Raw genomic sequence first — 21,232 nt, 5'->3', positions numbered from 1 at the left:
GAAAAGCAGCTGATAATGATGAAAATAAGATTTTAATAAAGGTTAAATGGTAATCCCCATTTTTTTCATCAGGAAAGTTGCATTCATATTCCGGGCTATGCCTGGTTTCAGTTTATAATCAAAATGAAGTTCCTCTTCTATTATTTCGGCTTCAAAATGAAAATTGGTAACATCGAGTGGAAATACTTGCGCAAGGTTTCCCAGCTCCAAATCGTGTGTTGCAATAAAGCCAGCAGCTCCAAGACCTATAAGCTGTGTCAGCAATGCTTTTGAACCTGCCTGTTTATCAACTGAGTTGGTTCCTTTCAGAATCTCATCAAGCAGAATAAACAATTCTTCTCCCTTGCTTAGCCTGTCAATCATCTCTTTCAACCGCAGTAATTCGGCATAAAAATAAGATTGATTGGTACTTAATGAATCTGTCGTGCGGAGGCTGGTAAAAACAGGAGCCGGATAACAGGTGAATTTCTTAGCGCATACCGGTGATCCAGCCAGAGCCAGCACCATGTTCACCCCTACTGTGCGTAGATATGTGCTTTTGCCGGCCATATTGGCGCCTGTAACGATATTAAAGTGTCCCTTATGGGTAATATGAATATGGTTACTCACACTGACAGAAGCCGGGATTAGCGGATGCCCGGCATCAACTGCTTTAATTGAATATGAATCAGCGGTAATCGCAGGATAAATATAAGCAGGATGATGAAAAGCAAATGCGCCAAAAGAAGCAACAGCTTCGGTTTCTGCCAAAGCATCGAACCACTGAAACAGGTGTTCTTTATGCAATAACTGCCAATTTTCAAGTCGTCGCATTTGTCTGATATCCCAAAGCATAAAAATATTAAGCAGAAAACCAGCCAGCAAATTCAATCTTGTATCGAGCGAGGCTGTAATTTTGCTAAGTTTCCTGATGTGAATACTGGCGGTTTGCCCTTCCGGCTTCAATTGAAGTTGAAGTCCCGCCAGATATGCCGAAGAAAATTTCTCCTGCTCAATCATTCCAAATCGAAAAGCATATTTCTTCAGAAGCTGTACCTTTTTCGAAAGCATTGCATGCCTCTTGTTAATCGATTTTGTGTGAAAACCCGTAATGGAAATGGGCAAAATCAGGTAAAGCAAAAACAACTTAATTGTAACTACACCAGCAATCAGCAAGGCCGTCATTAAAAAAGAGGCAATGGGAACCAGCACAATGCTATACCTGAAAAATGCTGAATGAAACAAAGGTTGTCCAGCAAGCCATTCGAAAAGTGAATCAAGGTCTTTTTTTTCCTCACCGGCAACCATACCATAGGCTCTTAATTTTATACGCCACCCGGGCATGGCACCCAACTCCCTAATCGCATCCTGGCGTGCATAAATTGCGGATGCTGTAAGTAAAGGATTACAAAGCCAACCCGCCAGTTTTAATTTTCCGGCAAGAGTAGTAGCACGGTTGATGGTTTGATAAAGTGAGTTATTCCCAAAAATATCCAAATCGGTAGTGTAAATATGCGCCGGATCAATAAATTCTTCACCGGTTTCAAACAACGAAAACTTTCCATCTAATGCTTGTAATTCTTGCTCAACAGCAAGAAGGCATGCATCATTAAATTTCTGCTTCCCGGTTAAGAATTCATTAAAGACAACTAAAACAACAAAGCCTGCTGTTAGTATGATGGCAAAACCCCACCAAAAACTGTTCAACATGAAAGCTGCGACAACAGCAGTAATGGCAGCCAAAAAAGTAATAAATCTGCCAATAGAAAAATACCGGGCACGGGATTGCAGCCTCTTTTGGATAACCATGCGGCTTTCAAACATTTCCCGAAAGATTTGTTCAGGATTTTCTGTGCTCATTTATTCCAGGTGTTGAAAGGCTTTTTCGATAAATTTGAGTTAAGGTATCGGGGGTCACCGGTAACCTCTGTATCAACCCATAAAGGAATTGGGAAATCCTGGTTTTCTGATTTTACTTCAATTTCCGCCACAACAAGGCCGTTGTTATCTCCCAAAAATTCATCAACCTCCCAAACAAAACCCTCATAGAATATTTTATACCTATACTTCTCAATCAAAGGGCCCATACACATCTCATTCAGCATTGTTTCAGCATCGGCCAATGGAATTTCATATTCGTATTCCTTTCGTGTAAGTACCGAAACCTTTGCCTTTATGGTTATATAGGCTTTAGTTCCGGCGGTTCTCACCCTTACTATTTTGTCAGATAATACGGCCAAATAACCCTGCCGGTATAAAACTGGCTTAGCCAAACTACGATAAGCCGAAGAATTTACCAGAAACTTATGTTCAATTTCAAGTGCCATAGATAAAAATAAAAACCCGGATGAATAAAAATCAGATAAAAATCTGAACACCTGCACAACCAGGATTAAAAAGGGAAGAAAATGGCTGTTTCAATAATCAGAGAGTCATAAAAAAAACAGAGCCTGACATCCATCAGGCTCTGTTTAAAAAGGGATTTAGTTTACAACATCTGCTTCAACCGGAGCACTAACTTCTTCAACGGCTGATTTAACTCTTGCTTTGGGTGCCAGGGTTAATTCATTGATAATGTTACGGGCACCGGCATATTTATCAACAATAAACATTACATATCTGATATCCACACTGATGGTGCGCTGTAATTCAGGCTCAAAGGCAATATCACCGCTCATGGCTTCCCAGTTGCCGTCAAATGCCAATCCGATAAGTTCACCGTTTCCGTTCAGTACGGGACTCCCCGAATTTCCCCCTGTAATATCGGTGGTTGAAAGGAAGGCAACAGGCATTTCGCCATTAGCCATAGCATAAGGACCGAAATCCTTTTTCTCGTATAATTCCTTTAATTTGGCAGGAACCACAAATTCCCAGTTTGAAGGGTCTTCCTTCTCCATAATACCCTTCATTGTGGTGTAATAATTATAATGAACAGCATCAGCAGGGTAATAATCCAGAATTTTACCATATGTTAAACGCATGGTTGAATTGGCATTGGGGTAGAACTTGCGTTCAGGCTGCATTTCACGTAAACCTGCTACAAACAACCTGTTACCTCTGTCAAGCATCTGATAGGCATCTTCCACCATCTTTTGGTTTTCGCGATACTTCTCAATCATGATTTTAACAAGATGGTAAGCAGGATCTTTTTCGAGTGTTTTGAGTGAAGGTTTGTCGATAAATGCATTTACTATTTGCTCGTCAGTAAACACCGATTTGCCAAAAACAAAATCGGCAATTCTTGCAAAATCACCTTTACTTTTCGCAACCATTTGACTAAATCCGGCGGGCTGTTGTTCGGCAGGTACGTTTTCAGCATACATCTGAAGCATGGCTTCCAATAATTTTCTATCGGTCGCCAAATTGTAATTTTTAAAATACTTTTCAACGCTTTTGTGCAGATTTTCCTGAATTTTAGCCAGTTTTTCAGCTGAAGGATTTTCAGATTTAAGTTCAGCGGCCAATCCTGAAAACGATTGAGCCAGACCAAGAATTTCGGCACCCCGCATAATCCCTTCACCAAAGTAATAGCGCTGTAGTGTATATGCACCAATTGTTTTGTAAGCAGTTTCAATATCGCTGAGTGCTTCACCATAGGTTGCTTTAGCCGCTGCATTTGCATTTACCCAGTTTGCAAATTCTGCTTCAATTGCCTGCTTATCTTCAAGTACTTTTAAGCGTTTCAGGCCCCTGGTTTGGCCGATATAATATTTCCAGTAGTTAGAAGTCTGCGCATATTTTGAGGCATACTTGATACCCACTTCACGGTTGGCATCCATATCCTTGCGCATAATAGCCAGTTTTTTTTCACGAATTTTAACGATGGTCGGGTTACTGGTTTCAATGGCCAATTCAACACCCCATGAGGTCAGGTAACGGTCGGTGCTTCCCGGATATCCCATAATCATGGCAAAATCGCCTTTGTCATATCCATTGAGTGAAACAGGAAGATGATGTTTTGGCTTAAGGGGAACATTGTTTTTTGAGTAATCAGCTGGCTTGCCTTGTGCATCAGCATAAATTCTGAACATCGAAAAATCGCCGGTATGGCGAGGCCACATCCAGTTATCGGTATCAGCGCCAAACTTGCCGATTGATGAAGGAGGTGCACCTACCAGGCGAACATCGCGGTATAACTCGTAAACAAAAAGGTAAAACTCGTTTCCGTTGAAAAAGCTGGCAACTCTGGCATCATAATCATTTCCCTTTTCAGCATCAGCCTCAATTGATTTTGCCAGTTCTGAAATTTTTGCATTACGCTCGGTTTCGCTCATCTGGTTGTTAAGCTGATCTAAAATTGTTTTGGTTACATCCTCAATGCGAACCAAAAATCGGGCGGTCAAACCCTCGTTGGGCAATTCTTCTTTCTGACTCATTGCCCAAAAGCCATCGGCCAGATAATCGTGATCAATGGTACTGTGTGATTGTATAGAACCATAACCACAGTGATGGTTAGTTAATACCAGCCCCTGACTGCTGATAAGTTCACCAGTACAACCATTCCCAAACTGAATAATGGCATCTTTCAAACTAGAATGGTTAATACTGTAGATTTCTTCCGCTGTAAGCTTCAGACCTTCTTTTTGCATATCTACATAGTTCAACCTTTCGATGAACATGGGTAGCCACATGCCCTCATCAGCACGTGTAATGCCTGCAATCAGCATAAAAAATAAAAATAATCCTCTTTTCATATTGTGTGTTTTGTTGGTTTGCTAAACATATTTTTCGCCTTTTTCAATCATTACATCGTTCACAAACTGGCGTATTTGCTGTTCATCGCTTTTACGGCAGATAAGCAAAGTGCCTTCGTCTTCAACCACAATATAATCATCAAGGCCCTGTAAAACTACCAGTTTTTCTTTTGGCATGTTTACAATGCAGTTCTTGCTTTCATACATTAACACATTGTTCCCGACAATGGCATTTTCATTCTTATCTTTTTTACGTGTTTCGTAAAGTGAACCCCATGTTCCAAGGTCACTCCAGCCAAAGTCAGATGACAAAACATACACATTGTTGGCTTTTTCCATTACGCCGTAATCAATGGAAATACTTTTACAAACAGCATAGGTTTGATGAATAAAATCTGTTTCGGCCGGAGTGGCATACTTTCCTATGCCAGCCCTGAATAATTGATCTACATCGGGAAGGTATTTCTCAAAAGCGGCCATAATGGTCTTTAACTTCCAGATAAAAATCCCAGAGTTCCATAAAAAATCGCCACTTGCCAGAAACTGTTTGGCCATTTCCAGCTGAGGTTTTTCAGTGAAGGTTTTTACTTTCTTTATACGGTTATCTGTTTCACATCCGATGGTTTCATCGAACTGAATATAACCATAACCGGTATCAGGGCGGCTGGGCTGAATACCCAGTGTGAGCAACCAGTTGTTTTTTTCTGTAGCATCGAGGGCAGCGGTAATAACTTCGGTAAATGCCTCTTCTTTCAGAATAATATGATCAGAAGGTGCTACAACAACATTCGCTTCGGGGTTTTTCTGGAGAATGCGATAATTGGCATAAGCAATACATGGCGCAGTATTGCGGCGCGATGGCTCGCAAAGCACCTGCTCTTCGCCAATCGCGGGAAGCTGCTCAAGAACCTGCTTTTTATAAATTTCGTTTGTAACGATATAAATATTCTCGGCAGGACATACCTTTCTGAAACGGTTAAAAGTAGATTGAATCAGGGTTTCACCAGTGCCGAGGATGTCAATAAACTGCTTCGGATGGTTTTGGCGGCTCATGGGCCAAAATCTGGCGCCAATGCCACCGGCCATTATAATGCAATAGTTGTTATTATTCATTTGGGTAGATTGTTGGTGACTATTGTTTTTCGATAATTTAGTTAAATATAAGCACAAAGATAATTTAAGCCGGGAGTTTTGCATCCATTATCGGGATAATTTCAGCCAATGGACTAAAAAGATACAAACGCTTATTATTGAGACATAAACAGCGGTAGCGTTTCCTTAGTTTATCTCCACGCTTGAATACCCTGCCATCGTTGAGTGCAAAAAGAGCATCAGGCGGTAATTGCGACACCAGAATAACATCTTTGTGCGGGTCAAACGCCCTGAGGGCTTCTGCCAAAGGAATGCTGGCTGTACTGCTTGCCATAGGATTTTGAAGATAATGATGAAAAGCAGATCTTACATCATCAGGAAAAATGCCTGATTGAATAAAAGGGAATGCCAATCTTTGATAAGCCTGCTTCCATTGATTGCCATGCGGTTTAACTCTGCGCTTATTATCCGAATATACCTCGGCATGAGCCATTTCGTGTAACAGCGTAATCAGAAAGCTATAAGGATTCAGATTATGATTGATGGAAATGACGGGTGGCGATGCTGGTGTTCCACTTCTGAAATCGCCTAGTTTTGAACGGCGCGAAGCACTGATGCGCAGTTTTACAGGATGACTGTCAAACCAATCGGCAACAGGCTCTGCACTACCTTCAGGAAGATAATCGCGCAAAGTTTCACGCAAACTCTTTTTACCTATCATTCAGGCTTAGCATTGATTTATCATGCTTTGGCAACATCTGACATCCACAATCGCGATATCGTCGGGCCGATTTATATTTATTCTGCTTATAGGCCGGAGCTGAACAGGAACATAAAAGAATACCTGATAATACAACCGCAGCTGCAAGCTTACTCTTCATACTTATCTTCATTTGAAACGAATGGGTTTACAACAGTTAGAAACTTCAAAAATAATAAAAATGACACCTCCGGGCAGAATAAATTCTATCCGAAGACCACACTTTAAGCCAGGTAATATAAACAGTTGAGGTATGCAAAATATTGCAGAGTTGGTGGCAAGATGCCTGTATTTTAAAAATATAGTTAATTTAGCACAAACGTTAAACCTTCAATGAAAAACTTTCTGATACATATTGGCCGATACATGCTTTTAATCAGGCAGGTATTCAAAAAGCCTGAAAAACAATCTATTTACTTCAGGCAAATCATGATAGAGATTGAAAATCTCGGGCTTGATTCACTTGGGATTGTCGCTTTTATTTCGGTATTCATGGGAGCTGTTTTGTGCATTCAGATGGCTTTTAATGTTGACACACCTCTTGTTCCGCTCTACACTATTGGTTTTGCTACACGACAATCGGTAGTTCTTGAGTTTTCACCAACTATTATCAGCCTGATTCTGGCAGGCAAGGTTGGTTCGCGTATTTCATCAGAAATTGGCACCATGAGGGTAACCGAACAAATTGATGCGCTCGAAATTATCGGTATAAATCCGGCAACTTACCTGATTTTCCCGAAAATCGTTGCCAGTGTTTTTATTAACCCCATCCTTATTATGCTTAGCATGATACTGGCAGTCTTTGGCGGCTGGATGGCTGGCTCGCTCACAGGACTGGTGCCTTCAAGCGAATATATTTACGGAGTAAAAGCATTTTTTGAAGCATATGATATTTTATATGCCCTTATAAAAGCCGTGGTTTTTGCATATCTTATTGTTTCCATTTCAGGATATCATGGCTTTTACACCAAAGGAGGTGCACTTGAAGTAGGCGCCGCCAGTACAAAAGGTGTAGTGCACAGCAGTATGGCTATTATTGTTTTCAACCTGATTCTGACCAAACTTTTACTGGCATGATTGAAGCAAAAAATGTAACCAAATCTTTCGGCGATCATAAAGTACTCGACAATGTTTCAGTAATTTTTGAAACGGGTAAATGTAACCTTATTATAGGTCAGAGTGGCTCAGGGAAAACAGTTTTGATGAAGTGCCTGGTTGGCCTGTTTGAAATTGATAAAGGACAGGTTATGTATGGCGACCGTGTTTTTTCACGCATGTCATTCGATGAAATGAAAGTAATCAGGCAGGAAATTGGCATGCTTTTTCAGGGTGGAGCGTTGTTTGATTCCATGACGGTTGAAGAAAACATTATCTTCCCCCTTTCCATGTTTACAGAGCAGTCTCCGTCTGAAAAACGCGACAGGGCCAATGTTTGCCTTTCAAGGGTAAATCTGGAAAATGTGAACAAACTTTATCCTTCAGAACTCAGCGGTGGTATGAAAAAACGCGTAGCTATTGCCCGCGCTATTGCCATGAATCCTAAATACCTGTTTTGTGACGAACCTAACTCTGGTCTCGATCCTCTTACAGCCAATGTAATTGACAACCTGATTATGGAATTAACCCGTGAGTATAACATGACTACAGTAATTAACACCCACGACATGAATTCCGTGATTGAAATCGGCGACAAAATCTCTTATATTTACAAAGGGAAGCTCTGGTGGGAAGGAAATAAAGATACGATTCTGAATACAGATAATAAAGAGCTGAATGAATTTGTTTTTGCTACTGAACTAACCCGCAAGCTTCAGAAATAAACAAAACATCCTGCTATGAACTATATAGATATTTTTATTCTTGCCATTCTGGCCATTGCCGCTGTAAAAGGTTTTTCAAAAGGTTTGGTCATTGAAGTCGCATCGCTGGCCGGAATGGTACTTGGTGTAATTTTATCCTTAAAATTTGCAGGTTATGTGGAACTGATTCTGAAAGATTTGTTCTCCAGCCAATCATCATGGATGTATTTCCTGGCCTTTTTATGCTGTTTTGCACTGGTGGTCATTGTGGTGCATGCCATTGCAAAATCAATTGAAAAGATTGTTGAAATAGCGGCACTTGGCTTTTTAAACCGCTTTGCAGGCGCCGCTTTCGGAATATTAAAATCAGCATTTGTTTTATCGGCAATTATATATTTCATTGTTTTGTTCAATGTTGAAAACCGGCTCATCTCGCGCGAACAGCAGGAAAAATCAATGTTCTACAAGCCTCTTGAAGGATTCCTGCCAGCCGTGCTGCCATTTTTAAAAACAAAATTCGAACAGCTGAAGAATGATGAATCTGATTCAACTGAAAAAACAACACCAGCCTGATTTATAACCCCGGTTTTATGACAACTCTTGAGTAAATCACTCAAACATTTCTTTTTATTTAAAGTTTCCTCACATAAAGAATCTTTGAACACTATTGGCCTGTAAATTTGTTCACTAACTATAAAAGCATTCTCACTCACGAAAGAAAAAGGATTCATTTCTCAAAATAATTATCCTGCTGATTCTAAAAAATGAAGAATTGAATGATTAAGCCTTAGATTGAGCCTAATATATGCCCTTTAGTTTTTCGGTTGATTTATTATTAAACCAACTCCTGTTTAACCTGAAATTAAATAGAACATTCTAAAAAGGAATTCCACGAACAAGATTAAACCTGTTCAGATTTACAGGGCTAACAAAAAAAGCCGGTCATCCAGAAGGAAAACCGGCTTTTGTCAAGTAGCTTAAAATATTATTTGATTACTGAAATCTTACGGGTAACAACCTGATTACCAACAGCGAGTCTGAGCAGATACATTCCATTGGCAAGTTCATTACTGTTTACACGAATCATATTCTGACCGCTGGCATATTCCCGTTCTCTGACTGAATATACTTTTTTGCCAAACATATCATAAACCTCAACACCAACTTTGCATGATTGATCCAGGTTAAAGTTAATATTGGTATATTCACCCATCGGATTAGGATAAACAGCCACGCCCTTCTCAAATTCAGGACTATTTACTCCAACATAAGTACTGATTACGTTATTGGCGTTTAAAATCTCACCGGTTTCGATATCAAGCAGGAATCCTACAAAGTGAATTTTGTCATAATTCCATGTTTCAGGAAGCGTATAAGTGTAGTGATAAGTTACAACAGAACCTGATAAAATATTGAGCGGCAAGCTGCCTTCAGTGCCAAAAGGAGAATCAAGTGCAACGCGGGCAACATGATCATAATGCATCTGAGCGGCTGGAACAGGATTGGGTTTGCTTTCATAGCCACACATCGGCCCCTGCGCATTGTTGGCATAATAATTAGCCTGATTCCACTGATTGGTTGTGCCGTACAAACTATCTTCAACGATGATAGCTCCAAACCTTAGTTCAGTGTTAATATCAACAACAAATTCAGACTGTAAATCAAACTCAACAACACGGGTTTCAGGATTCCACAAATAATTAACAATATCAAGTGTTGCAGGGCTGATAGCAGCAAGTCTGCGCTGATATCCTGCCTCAAGGTCTGAAGGGTCAGAATCGCCCTCAGTACGATCGGTCGTTACACTGGGATAACCAGCAAAACCAGGAATAATAGAAGGCATAGCTGCATCATATGCTGCATTTTTCATTGGGTCATTATTATGAACCGCCACTCCAATCCAAGTTTCGGGATAAGTTTCTGCCATATAATCCATAAAGCAAATTCCCCTGATACACCATCCGCACCAGGTTCCAGTGGCCTCTTCGGCAAGCACTTTCTTGGATGGAACAAATGAAACAGCTCCAACATTTTTAGTAATCGTATTGTTGGCAGGATTCAAATCAGTTCCCCCATTCACATTTTCGATGGTGGTTATCACTTCATAGCTGCCAACTTCAGGAAGGGTAATGGGTAAATTGTGGGTAAAGTTATATGAATTTCCTAAGGCAAGATTCAACCCAACAACCGGATAAACCTGAGGTGCACTGCCATTCACAGTATAACTCACATTAAACGAGTTGATGGTTGTTGAACCTTCATTCGATACAGTACCTTTAAGTTGGAATTGATCTCCTGCTTGAACATATTTTGGGATATTCACCGCATCAAGACTGGCATCAAGCGCTAACGGGGTGAAAAGTTTGATATCATCCAGGAACCAATAGTCCATGTTATACAGGTTACCTGTAATAAATATGCAAAATTGAAAATCACTTTGACTTACATTGTTTAAAGGGACAATCTGGGTTTTAGGTCCCTGGTTTCCTGTAGGAGACACCTGCCATGCTACAGTCCATTCGCCTGTTCCAAAACGGGTTGCCACTCCAATTACCGGTCCATTGGCATACCAGTCATAAAAATATTTAAATGAAAGACTTACACCATTAACCCCTGTTAAATCCACCACTGGTGAAATGAATCTCGACGTGGTGTTCTGGTTAACATAAGTGAATTTGGCTTCAGGTGCTGCACCTCCGGCTTTGTTGCTGGCACTATTTGACCATTGACCCGGTAACCCTTCAATGCTCCACCCTGCAGGAGGCATGGTACCCGCACTAAAGTCTTCATAAAGGTATACCTGACTGTATAACAGACTGGTAAAAAGAAAAGCCATTAAAGTAATGTAAATCTTTTTCATGTTGTGTGCTTTTGAAATTGGTTTTACAAAGTGTTTATGCCCTGTTCAGACGAAGTAAAATTAAAACTTATTTTTATCTTCTTTACAATTTTAAAAATGTTTTTATGATTTTAAAACACTTATCACGAAGGACACAAACATCGTTGAACAATTTTTTTTAAAGAAATGGGAGGAATGACATCAAAACAGGACTAAATCACCAAACTATATTTCACTTTCTCCCCGTTCTCTTCCCCAAAAAAAAGGCACAATACCCTGTGTTAGGATATTATGCCATTACATACTGATGATAGAGTAATTTTACCGGAAAATTAATTTTTTGCCAGGTAATCTGCGACACCATCGTGCGTGTCTTTCATACCTTCTTTGCCAGGCGCCCAATTAGCCGGGCACACTTCTCCGTTTTCTTCAAAAAACTGCAGTGCATCCAGCATTCGCAGCGCTTCATCAACATTACGGCCCAAGGGGAAATTATTTACAGTTTCATGCTGTACAATACCTTCTTTATCAATAAGGAACAAGCCCCTGTATGCAATCATAGGTCCTGATGAGATCATCTCACCTTTTTCATTCCAGTCATAATCTCCGGCAAGTACGCCAAAATTGCTGCTGATGGTTTTAGTTGTATCGGCTACAACCGGATAAGTAACACCATGGATACCACCCTGGTTTTTTGCCATCTGTAACCATCCCCAGTGAGACTCTTCAGTATCGGTTGAGCAGGCAACTACAGCACAATTACGCTTTTCAAACTCCTCAAGTTTCGCTTGAAATGCATGTAATTCAGTAGGGCATACAAATGTAAAATCCTTTGGGTAAAAGAAAAATATAACATGTTTCTTTCCCAGAAATTGTTCCAATGAAAAATCTTCAACTATCTGACCGCCTTTTATAACGGCATTGGCCTTAAACAAAGGCGCCTTTCTTCCAACTAATGACATGTTTTAAAGAATTATTATGTGACTGATTAAACTATTCAAACTTTGAATTTATGTCCTATAAACAAGGTTTGCCCTGCTATGTTTGATGTATCCGCTGTTTTTATATTCCGCTAAAAGGTCAGTAAAAATAAATTGAATAGAAAAGCCTGTCCTTTATTTAAAATATTCTAAGTAATAATTAAATAACCGAGTATATCCAATGCACAACAGTTATTATTCATATAATTTGTGTCATAAGCAGCCAAATTTCTCAAAGGGCAATGTTGCGCACCGGGCTGCCATAATTAATACATATTATTTAACAGCCTTCTGATTTCAGCTTATTGTTTTTCATATTTCATAACCTCCTCACTCACATAATCAAGCTGAATACCAGCCTGTTGAAACATTTCTTCAGACTCTGTACCGGCATGGTACTTCTTTTCACACACCACGCGCACGATTCCACAGTTGATAATGAGCATGGCGCAGGTACGGCAGGGAGTCATACGGCAATAGAGCGTTGCACCTTCGAGAGCGATACCGAGCCTGGCAGCCTGGCAAATGGCATTTTGTTCAGCATGCACAGTTCTTACACAATGGTTGGTTACTTTGCCATCTTCATGGGTAAGTTGCTTAAAAAGATGGCCAACATCATCGCAATGAGGCAGGCCAATGGGCGAACCTACATATCCGGTAACCAGTATTTGTTTGTTACGGGCTATAACACAACCACTGCGGCCCCGATCGCAGGTGGCACGCTTGGCTATGGTATTGGCTACTTCCATAAAGTATTCATCCCAGGTGGGTCGCACGTATTTGGCTTCTTCCATTTTTTAATTTTTAAGCATTGTATATTGTAAAAATACCCGCATTGCAAGCTATCACATAGATGATGGGCAAAATCATACAAAACTATTTTTCAGCTTGTTAAAAGCTTACAGAAGGTAGTTTTTTGTTTTTTTGCGCACAAATTCAGCGCATTATGAACATCAACAAAGATAACACCTTGCGCCAACTTATTCCGGACAATCAATGATTTTAAAAAAAAATAATTTCAAATACTTGACTAACTAAGTTTTTAGTTGTAACTTTGACACACTATTCAACTAATTTTTTAGTTATAACTGTAAACGCAACGCAATGAAAGAATTAACAAGGGCAGAAGAACAAGTAATGCAGATTCTCTGGCGAATTGGTAAAGGTCATGTAAATGATTTGCTTACGTATTTTCCAGAACCCAAACCTGCCTATAACACTGTATCAACAATTATAAGAATACTTGAAAAGAAGGAAGTAGTTGGGCACGAAGCTATCGGGAAGTCATACAGGTATTTTCCGCTTATAACCAAACAGGATTACACCCGGCACTCCCTGCGCCAGATGGTGAAAGGTTATTTCAGCAATTCATACAAACAGATGGTTTCGTTTTTTGCTCATGAGAATGACCTTTCGGTGAATGAGATGGAAGAAATCAAACAATTGCTTGATCAGCAGATCAGCGAAAAAATTAAGAAACCATGAACGCACTGTTCCTTTTTCTCCTCAAAGCAGCGTTTATCAACGCGCTTATGCTTGGCTTCTATCATTTTGCCATTCGTCAGGGTCAAAATTTAAAGCTCATGCGCATGGTGCTCATATTATCCATTATACTGCCAGTTTTGCTGCCGGTGTTACCAAAAACTATGCTCTACAGCGAAAGCTCCACATTGCCGGTATATGTTTTTACACTGCCCGCAGTTTCAAATGAGGTCGTTATTACACCTGAACAAAACAACCAGCTGCTTCCCTTTATTCAAAATACCATATACATTGCTTTTGTTGTTTTTCTCCTTTCAGGAACTTTAATCTCCATCCTGTCGGTTATAAAAAAATACAGGCTGGCCTGTGAAAAATCAACTCCCTATGGAAAAGTGCTTATTGATAATACCTCTAAAAGTCCATATTCATTTTTCAGGTGGGTATTTTTTTCTGAAGAAAACCTGGGCCATCCTGCAGCACATTGGCTGCTCCGGCATGAGTTCAGTCATGTGAAACATGGTCACAGTTTTGACAGGCTGCTGTCAGCCATATTCCGGGCTATTTTCTGGTTCAGTCCATTTGCACATTTCAACCACAAACTGCTGGCCGAAGTTCACGAATATCAGGCTGATGCAGACGCCTTTGAATTGGCAGAGAATAAGACAGCATACAGTAACCTGCTTGTTTCTTTTGCCGGTTCTGCCGAACCGAATGAAATGATCAATCCATTTAGTGCACACCTTAAAAAACGAATGATGATGATGAACAATCTCAAACCAGGCAAACTCAGCTTTATCAGGATTGCAACAGGGTTTATAGCTATTGGGGCAGTCACTTTTTTATTGGCAATGGTATCGCCAGACGCGGGAAATTCCAATCAAATTGAAAAAACAACGGGTCAAATCCCGCTGGATGACACTTCGAAAAAAGAGAATATCATTCCCCAAAAAGTTGCTGGATCTGAACAGGTATTTACCGTAGTTGAAAACGCCCCTCAATACCCGGGAGGCGAAGAAGCCCGCATGGCTTACATGCAAAAAGCCATTACTTATCCTGAAAAAGCCAGAAAAGATAAAATAGAAGGCACGGTTTACGTTTCATTTATTGTTGAAACTGATGGAACCATAAGCAATGCACACATTTTACGCGGCATTGGCGGAGGCTGCGATGAAACAGCCCTTTCAGCCATTCAGCACATGCCGGCCTGGAAACCTGGGACACAGCGTGGAAAAGCAGTACGCGTTCAATTTAACATGCCGGTTAGTTTCAAACTGAGCGAAGACAAAAAAGTGAATGAAGTTTCAGATAAACCACCATTAAAACCTGCTGATACAAAAGACGATGTTTTTGTAGTGGTGGAAGTGGCACCTCTGTTTCCGGGCGGCGCTGAAGCACAACAAGCCTACTTTATTCAAAATATTGCTTATCCTGCTGATGCCAAGGCAAAAGGAATTCAAGGTACAGTTTATGTCAATTTTATTATTGAAACAGATGGAAGTGTAAGTCACGCCAAAGTTTTGAGAGGAGTTTCGCCATTACTCGACAATGAAGCGCTGAGGGTAATTAATAACATGCCACGATGGACACCGGGGTCACAAAGAGGAGAACCTGTTAGGGTAAGTTTCAACCTGCCTATTAAATTTAGCCTTGGTGAAAAGAAAACTGAAAAATAATGTACCAATCACAGGCCCTTTGCTGGGAATAATAATGGCCTTGACTAGCTGTAATCCGGGGACATTTCACCACCGAATCAATCAGTACGACAGTCAGGGCCGCCGACAGGGAAAATGGATAAGTTATTGGGATGAGGCGAAAAAAATTCCCATGAACATTGAAAATTACAAAAACGGTCGTGAAAATGGCTACTGCAGATACTATTACATGGATGGAACCAAACGGCTTCAGTTTAAGGCGTTCAAGAACGGGCACATGAAGGTAAAATACTACACCGAAACAGGCCTGCTTGAAAAGAAAGGCCCGGCCGTAATGATTTATAATCCACAGGAAATCAGGTATAGCTGGAATGGTATTTGGAAATTTTACGAAAACCGGCAGCTAATAAGAAAAACTGAATATTATATGGGAGAAGAGATTCCCTGAATGAAATAATAGATATTGAAAGTGCCTGCATGATGAATCAAATGCAGGCACTTTTATTATCATCTGTTCAGAATATTGAACTTTTTTGCCGGCAAGAAGAGCCCGCTTTTTCAGGAATGTCCTAAAGCTGTCCCATCGTCTGAAGTCCAGTTGTAATGATATAATCCGTCCAACAGTCTTTCACGTTTTTGTTCAGGAGTTAAATCATCATATGCCTTTTTTTCAGCTTCAAACTTACGGCGCTTTTCTTCCTCAACCTTGTGAATTTCATCAAGATAGGTCTGCTCAACACGACGTTTTAGAAACTCGGTTGCAACTGCCGGAAAAAGTTCAAGCAATAATTCTTCTTTTTCGTCAGCAGCAAGTTTCACACCGCCATACTCATGAAACACGGTATTTTCCTGTCGCTTATAAAATCTGGTATCGTAAGGTGTTTCTTCCTTCACTCCAGCAATTTTAAATCTGAACTCAGGGTCAACAGCCATAGGAGTTTTTCCATAAACCCCTTTTACAAGATTTACAAATTGAATTGATTTTGATGTATACAATGGCAAACCCTTTGATTCATCAATGGCACAATTCACAGCCTGTGCACCCACAATCTGACTGGTTGGTGTAACCAATGGCGGACAGCCCGCATCCATCCTTACAGACGGGATAAGTTCGAGCGTACGGGGCAATAGTTTTTCAAGTTTCAACTGCTTTAGTTGCGCCAGCATATTGGTATACATACCACCCGGCACCTCAGCTTCCTTAACCTTCTCATCGGGTTCCGGAAAATTAAAGTAACGTTCAATTGCAGAACAACTATTCAGTAAGTCTTCCTCTTTATCAGATTTGGCATAAGCGATGGCCAGCTCAAACAATTCATCAATATCACGCGGAAGTTTATCTTTCGAAATATCAAATTCGCGGGGGAATTGCTTATAAGAATCGAATTCGGCCAGCTCAAGCCGGATTTCTCTTAAAATTGTATCAATCTGCACAACAGCATGCCTGTTGACCCCTGTTTCAATTCCCATTTTATCACAGAAAATCTGGATAATTTCATAGGAAGTAGCAGCCGGGCCACCTGCAAAAGTCATAATATTGGTATCAACAACGTCAACTCCGTTCACAATAGCCATCAGCGTTGAAGCAAGGCCGTATCCGGGTGTACAGTGTGTATGAAAATCAACCGGCACTGAGAGGTTTTTCTTGAAAAGTCTGACTAGTCTGCCTGCTCTGACCGGAGGAATTAAACCAGCCATATCTTTAATCGAGACCATATCAGCACCCATTTCCTGAAATTTCAACGCAAGATTCAGGTAATACTCATCGGTAAAAATTCTTGTATTAATCGGCTTGGCATGCAGTAATGCCTTAAATTTCTCGAATCGTGAAAAATAAGGATCAACAGTATAGCACACAGCGCAATCGGCCAGACCGCCATTTTCTTTCACCGATTTAATGGTGGACCCAATATTATCGGTATCATTTAATGCATCGAAAATACGCATAATGCCGATGCCTGACCTGATGGCATTGCGGTTAAAGCCATCAATAACATCATCAGGATAGGGATTATAACCAAAAAGATTACGCCCGCGGGATAAAGCCGTAAGTTTTGAAATATCGCCAATCTGCTCTTTGATTGTTTCCAACCGGTGCCAGGGATTTTCATTAAGATACCGCATGATAGAATCAGGAACGGCCCCTCCCCATACTTCCATTGCATAGAAGTTGGCTTCGCGATACAATGGCAATACACGCTCAACCTGCTTTTGTGACATGCGTGTTGCAAATAACGACTGCTGCCCGTCTCTAAGCGTCAAATCCCTGATTAATAACCTCTTACCCATATTAAAATTAGTATATGTTGATTGATGTAGTTTGTGTTCGTATTTTTCTGACAATTTCGGTTGTTATAAAAATAACAATGCAAAGGTAGAGAGTTTAGTATTCAATATCATACGAGATAAAAATATTTTAAGCGTTCACATGTTTTCCGGTCAGCAGTCATGGTATTTTAGTTGTTTCATCATTAATTTTGACATTTTAAAGCATGAGTTACATCAGTAAGCCCCATCTGTTAAAATTATCTTTTCAATATTTTAGTAACCAACGAATTACAATGTATCCATGTTGAAACTCACACCTGAAAACCTCGAAAGCGAAGGCTATTTATTGCTCGATAAGCTTGAACACAAGGATTTGTTGCCTTTTGTCAGGAAGTACTTGTACCAATATAGCTTATGGCCCATCATCTACTTTGCGATAAACATCATTCTGCTGGCTTTAATGGGAGGTTTGATTGGTAAAAGTATTGCAAGCCAGCAAATGGAAACCAGCAAGGCTCTTGGCTATACGGGGCTTGGATTTGCATTTGCATTTCTGCTTATTCCGCTGCACGAATACATACATGCTGTTGCTTACCGTATATGTGGCGCAAAGGAAGTCACTTTTGATGCGGATTTTAAAAAAATGGTTTTTATGGCCATGGCCCATCGGTTTGTAACGAGTAGCAGAGAGCTGATATTTATTGCCCTTGCTCCCATTTCGTTCATAAGTATGGCCATATTACTATTCATTCCATTTACATCAGGATATCAGATATATGCGGCACTGGGCTTATTATTAACACATACCGCTTTCTGCGGAGGCGATTTTGCCATGCTCAGCTATTCGTATTCTCATAAGGATAAAACAGTTGTAACCTGGGATGATAAAGTAAATAAAGTGTCTTATTTTTACGGTAAGAGCAAGGGAAGCTTATAAAAAAAGCTGCAACAGATTGGTTGCAGCTTTTTTTAGGATTGATTATGTGCCTGCTAAATGACTTCAGCTTCAGCAACCTGTAACACTTCTTTTGTATCATCATCATATACAAAGGCCACTACAGCGCAATTTTCCGGAACATATTCAGCATTGAGACTTTTAGTAAAAGTATTGTCAACAGAAGAAGGAAAAGTTGAGCTACTGTTTTCAATTACACTGCCCCAGGTAGTGCTGATTGCACCGCGTAACACATGTGAATGTTCATAATCGCTGATAACAGGCACTGGTCCAATGGTGTTATCGTTATTCCGCTGAGGTTTAACAATGCCACTTTCGGTCAGAACAACTGCAATTTTCAAATTTCTATCCACCGCAGAAAGGAAAGTAGTCGTAACCTTAGCCGACAAATTTCTTGTTGCTTCAGTATAGGAGTTTTCAATGGTTATATCAATAACAGGAGTTTCCTGCAGGGCTGAACCAATAGCCCCGGCCCAGGCTGACGGAGACAAAATATGATTACCTGGGAAACCCTTCCTGTTGACCATTCCATTGGGATTACCTACATTACTAATTCCAAAAAAACTATCCCAGTCAGTACCGGCAGTAGTTCTGAAGTCGTAGGTAAAATCACCGCCTGCTGTAGGATTGGCAAATCCTCCGGCATGTACCGCAATTACAACCAACCTGTCGCCGTATGTTTCTTTTAAATCATGGGCTATTTTTGCAGCTTTCGGACAATTTACGCAGGTGTGACCTGTATAATCTTCGAGCAAAACACGTTTCACAGCAACCGAAGAAGTGTCGCCAATGTCAATTTTTTTGGTGTAAGGTTCGTCAATTTTATCACATCCATTCAGCAGGAAAAATCCAAAAGCGATTGCTACTAATGGTTTTGAAATAAAGGTTTTTATATTTTTCATTTTCAAGCTTTCTTTAATGATTTACGCCTAAAATGCACTGGTAAGAGTAAGTGTTAATCCGTTGGAAGCCGGAACAGTGCGGCAAACACCACCCACACAAACAATTCCTTCGCGCTGCTTTCCGTAGGTTAAAGACAAACGGTTTGAGCCCTGAGTATATCCCATTGCTAATGTCGGATAATGAAACTGCCTGTCCTTGTCATCATTACCATAGTTATACATATCGGCAAAGGTAAAGAACCATTTTGGCGCGATGGTGTATTCAGCCATAAACTGCATCCAATCTCCATCATCCTGTTTGGTTGCCAGGTGTTGCAACTCAACTTTAATGGCATTTGACTGATTAAACTTATAGGTCATATCAGCAATGATCACATGGGCCTTTACAGTCGGCTCTCCCGGATGACCTTCGATCACATCGATATTATAATTCAGGTTCACATATGAAAGCAATACTTTAAACTTGCTGTTAAATTTGCGCTGAATTTCAATATTCAGATCCTGAAAATACAATTCATCCCCAAAGGCAAAGAAAGATGATGTATAACCTTTTGTTCCTTTTTGAGAAAGTAACGTATCGTTGCCAGCGAGTTCGCGTTTAATTGAGGTTATTCTTGAAAAATTCACAGCAATATCTGTTCCGTATTTACCGCCAATTTTTGAGCCTTTTTTTATCTTATAGTTTATCTGCCCCTGAAGAGCCATTTCGCCATTGGGCTGGGTAGCATAAGGATACATAGCAGACAAGCTGTAGGTATGCTGCCTGGTTAATGCAGGCAGATAGTTGATATCCAGCGAATTGCTGGTTTCTGTCCGCTTAGATTTATAGCCCATGTTGTCGGTTCTTTTGGCCGACATAATAACGCCAAGACCTTTTTGGGAATAAGAAGCCTGAAACAACAAGGATTCTCCATTTTTATAAATGTAATTATTAACCTCGGTAGGATCATTCATTTTGTTGGCATATTCACCATCAAAATTAAACCGGCCACTGTTAATGTTAAAACGGGCAGCCCAGGCACCTACATTTGCCGGAAGATTAAGCAGCTCGCCGGGACCAGCAGTAATCTCTTCAACTTTTTGAAATTTACTTACAAAACTTCCACCCAGCGTCAGGCGCGTTTTGCATTTGCCTTCCGGGTCAAACATATCATTTAAGGCAAATTCGCCATCAAGGCCGCGAACAATACCGGGACCCTGCTCCCAGAAAAACCTCTGAGTTCCAATCAGCCCTTTTAAGGTTACACCACGATATGGATTAAACTTAACCCTGGCACCCTTGAAAGCATTGTCGTACCCCAAGTTCCGTTCTTCATAGCTACGCAGAACCATACCGCTCCCAAACTGTTCATAAAAATTACCGACGGTAATTTCAAACTGTTCGTTTTTCCATGAACCGAACCAATAAGGAACACCACTTCCTTTATAACGGGGATCATAACCCAGAATCGGATTCAGGTAGGTTTCAAAACGCATACCGGCATTAAAGTTTCCATTGGAATATAAAATGTTCGCAAATGCATTCATGCGCATCTTTTCTTCAACTTCATAGGCTCCGATAGCTGAATCAGCCTGGTAAACCTGTGCATCGAGCTGAAAATTACCCGTAACTTTTCCACCTTCCAGCAGGCTCTGGGCTTTTGCCGGAATACCGGTAAGTAACAATATCGTTACAAAAACCGGAAACAATAATCTTAATTTCAATTTTGTCGGATTTTAAGTTATTAAACAGTCAGAAGAAATCATGTGAATTCCAAATTCATTATTCAGGATTACATTGCCAATAATTGGAAGGCAAAGCACAACCTGAAAAGTGATTTGGTTTATGAA

The 21,232-nt window shown here is 40.4% G+C and carries 18 protein-coding genes; 7 read left to right on the top strand and 11 right to left on the bottom strand.

The window, feature by feature from the left end:
- Positions 1 to 42: 42 nt before the first annotated feature.
- The 5 genes from H6541_03980 to H6541_03960 all read right to left on the bottom strand — a co-directional run bounded on the left by H6541_03980 (position 43) and on the right by H6541_03960 (position 6,486).
- Positions 43 to 1,839 carry a hypothetical protein gene (locus H6541_03980; GenBank protein ID MCB9014930.1) on the bottom strand — a complete coding sequence of 599 codons (1,797 nt, stop codon included), beginning with the start codon at positions 1,837 to 1,839 and terminating at the stop codon, positions 43 to 45.
- A complete protein-coding gene (locus tag H6541_03975) occupies positions 1,836 to 2,306 on the bottom strand; it encodes a CYTH domain-containing protein (GenBank protein MCB9014929.1) in 471 nt (156 codons plus the stop codon). Before H6541_03975 ends, H6541_03980 begins: the two co-directional genes overlap by 4 nt.
- 156 nt (positions 2,307 to 2,462) lie before the next feature.
- Positions 2,463 to 4,673 carry a S46 family peptidase gene (locus H6541_03970; protein MCB9014928.1) on the bottom strand — a complete coding sequence of 737 codons (2,211 nt, stop codon included), beginning with the start codon at positions 4,671 to 4,673 and terminating at the stop codon, positions 2,463 to 2,465.
- A gap of 21 nt (positions 4,674 to 4,694) precedes the next feature.
- Positions 4,695 to 5,786 carry a mannose-1-phosphate guanylyltransferase gene (locus tag H6541_03965; GenBank protein MCB9014927.1) on the bottom strand — a complete coding sequence of 364 codons (1,092 nt, stop codon included), beginning with the start codon at positions 5,784 to 5,786 and terminating at the stop codon, positions 4,695 to 4,697.
- A gap of 64 nt (positions 5,787 to 5,850) precedes the next feature.
- Positions 5,851 to 6,486, bottom strand: coding sequence for a SprT-like domain-containing protein (locus tag H6541_03960; GenBank protein MCB9014926.1), 636 nt, complete (start codon positions 6,484 to 6,486; stop codon positions 5,851 to 5,853).
- Positions 6,487 to 6,858: 372 nt separating this feature from the next.
- On the opposite strand from H6541_03960, the gene H6541_03955 reads away from it, so the two are divergent.
- Genes H6541_03955 through H6541_03945 form a run of 3 tightly spaced genes read left to right on the top strand, consistent with a single transcriptional unit; the run spans position 6,859 to position 8,897 of the window.
- Complete coding sequence (locus H6541_03955) at positions 6,859 to 7,602, top strand: ABC transporter permease (protein MCB9014925.1); 744 nt, start codon at positions 6,859 to 6,861, stop codon at positions 7,600 to 7,602.
- Entirely contained in the window at positions 7,599 to 8,345 is a 747-nt protein-coding gene (locus H6541_03950; GenBank protein MCB9014924.1) for an ATP-binding cassette domain-containing protein, read from the top strand. The genes H6541_03955 and H6541_03950 overlap by 4 nt, the downstream gene beginning before the upstream one ends.
- Before the next feature lie 15 nt (positions 8,346 to 8,360).
- Positions 8,361 to 8,897: a CvpA family protein gene (locus H6541_03945; protein MCB9014923.1), complete on the top strand. Its 537-nt coding sequence runs from the start codon at positions 8,361 to 8,363 to the stop codon at positions 8,895 to 8,897.
- 412 nt (positions 8,898 to 9,309) lie between these two features.
- On the opposite strand, the gene H6541_03940 is transcribed toward H6541_03945, so the two are convergent.
- The 3 genes from H6541_03940 to H6541_03930 form a co-directional block, all read right to left on the bottom strand.
- Entirely contained in the window at positions 9,310 to 11,184 is a 1,875-nt protein-coding gene (locus tag H6541_03940) for a T9SS type A sorting domain-containing protein (GenBank protein ID MCB9014922.1), read from the bottom strand.
- A gap of 311 nt (positions 11,185 to 11,495) precedes the next feature.
- On the bottom strand, positions 11,496 to 12,125 hold the full coding sequence (locus H6541_03935) for a peroxiredoxin (GenBank protein MCB9014921.1): 630 nt from the start codon (positions 12,123 to 12,125) through the stop codon (positions 11,496 to 11,498).
- A 320-nt stretch (positions 12,126 to 12,445) separates the two neighbouring features.
- A complete protein-coding gene (locus tag H6541_03930) occupies positions 12,446 to 12,937 on the bottom strand; it encodes a cytidine/deoxycytidylate deaminase family protein (GenBank protein ID MCB9014920.1) in 492 nt (163 codons plus the stop codon).
- 310 nt (positions 12,938 to 13,247) lie between these two features.
- On the opposite strand from H6541_03930, the gene H6541_03925 reads away from it, so the two are divergent.
- Genes H6541_03925 through H6541_03915 form a run of 3 tightly spaced genes read left to right on the top strand, consistent with a single transcriptional unit; the run spans position 13,248 to position 15,725 of the window.
- Positions 13,248 to 13,628: a BlaI/MecI/CopY family transcriptional regulator gene (locus H6541_03925; protein MCB9014919.1), complete on the top strand. Its 381-nt coding sequence runs from the start codon at positions 13,248 to 13,250 to the stop codon at positions 13,626 to 13,628.
- Positions 13,625 to 15,298 (top strand): M56 family metallopeptidase, encoded by a 1,674-nt coding sequence (locus H6541_03920; protein ID MCB9014918.1) that lies wholly within the window; start codon positions 13,625 to 13,627, stop codon positions 15,296 to 15,298. The genes H6541_03925 and H6541_03920 overlap by 4 nt, the downstream gene beginning before the upstream one ends.
- Complete coding sequence (locus H6541_03915; protein MCB9014917.1) at positions 15,276 to 15,725, top strand: hypothetical protein; 450 nt, start codon at positions 15,276 to 15,278, stop codon at positions 15,723 to 15,725. Before H6541_03920 ends, H6541_03915 begins: the two co-directional genes overlap by 23 nt.
- A gap of 110 nt (positions 15,726 to 15,835) precedes the next feature.
- Here the strand turns inward: H6541_03915 and H6541_03910 are convergent, their stop codons facing one another.
- The gene (locus H6541_03910) at positions 15,836 to 17,566 is read right to left on the bottom strand and encodes a carboxylase (GenBank protein MCB9014916.1); all 1,731 of its coding nucleotides are present in this window, start codon (positions 17,564 to 17,566) and stop codon (positions 15,836 to 15,838) included.
- Positions 17,567 to 17,846: 280 nt separating this feature from the next.
- On the opposite strand from H6541_03910, the gene H6541_03905 reads away from it, so the two are divergent.
- Positions 17,847 to 18,482, top strand: coding sequence for a DUF3267 domain-containing protein (locus H6541_03905; GenBank protein MCB9014915.1), 636 nt, complete (start codon positions 17,847 to 17,849; stop codon positions 18,480 to 18,482).
- 53 nt (positions 18,483 to 18,535) lie between these two features.
- Here H6541_03905 and H6541_03900 read toward each other — a convergent pair whose 3' ends face one another.
- Together H6541_03900 and H6541_03895 are read right to left on the bottom strand one after the other, a co-directional pair.
- Complete coding sequence (locus H6541_03900; protein ID MCB9014914.1) at positions 18,536 to 19,402, bottom strand: Omp28 family outer membrane lipoprotein; 867 nt, start codon at positions 19,400 to 19,402, stop codon at positions 18,536 to 18,538.
- A gap of 27 nt (positions 19,403 to 19,429) precedes the next feature.
- Positions 19,430 to 21,106, bottom strand: coding sequence for a hypothetical protein (locus H6541_03895; GenBank protein ID MCB9014913.1), 1,677 nt, complete (start codon positions 21,104 to 21,106; stop codon positions 19,430 to 19,432).
- Positions 21,107 to 21,232: the final 126 nt, after the last annotated feature.

This window comes from Lentimicrobiaceae bacterium (assembly GCA_020636745.1).
In the GTDB taxonomy this organism is placed as follows: Bacteria; Bacteroidota; Bacteroidia; order Bacteroidales; family Lentimicrobiaceae; genus Lentimicrobium.
This window is presented reverse-complemented; position numbering and strand designations above follow the sequence as displayed.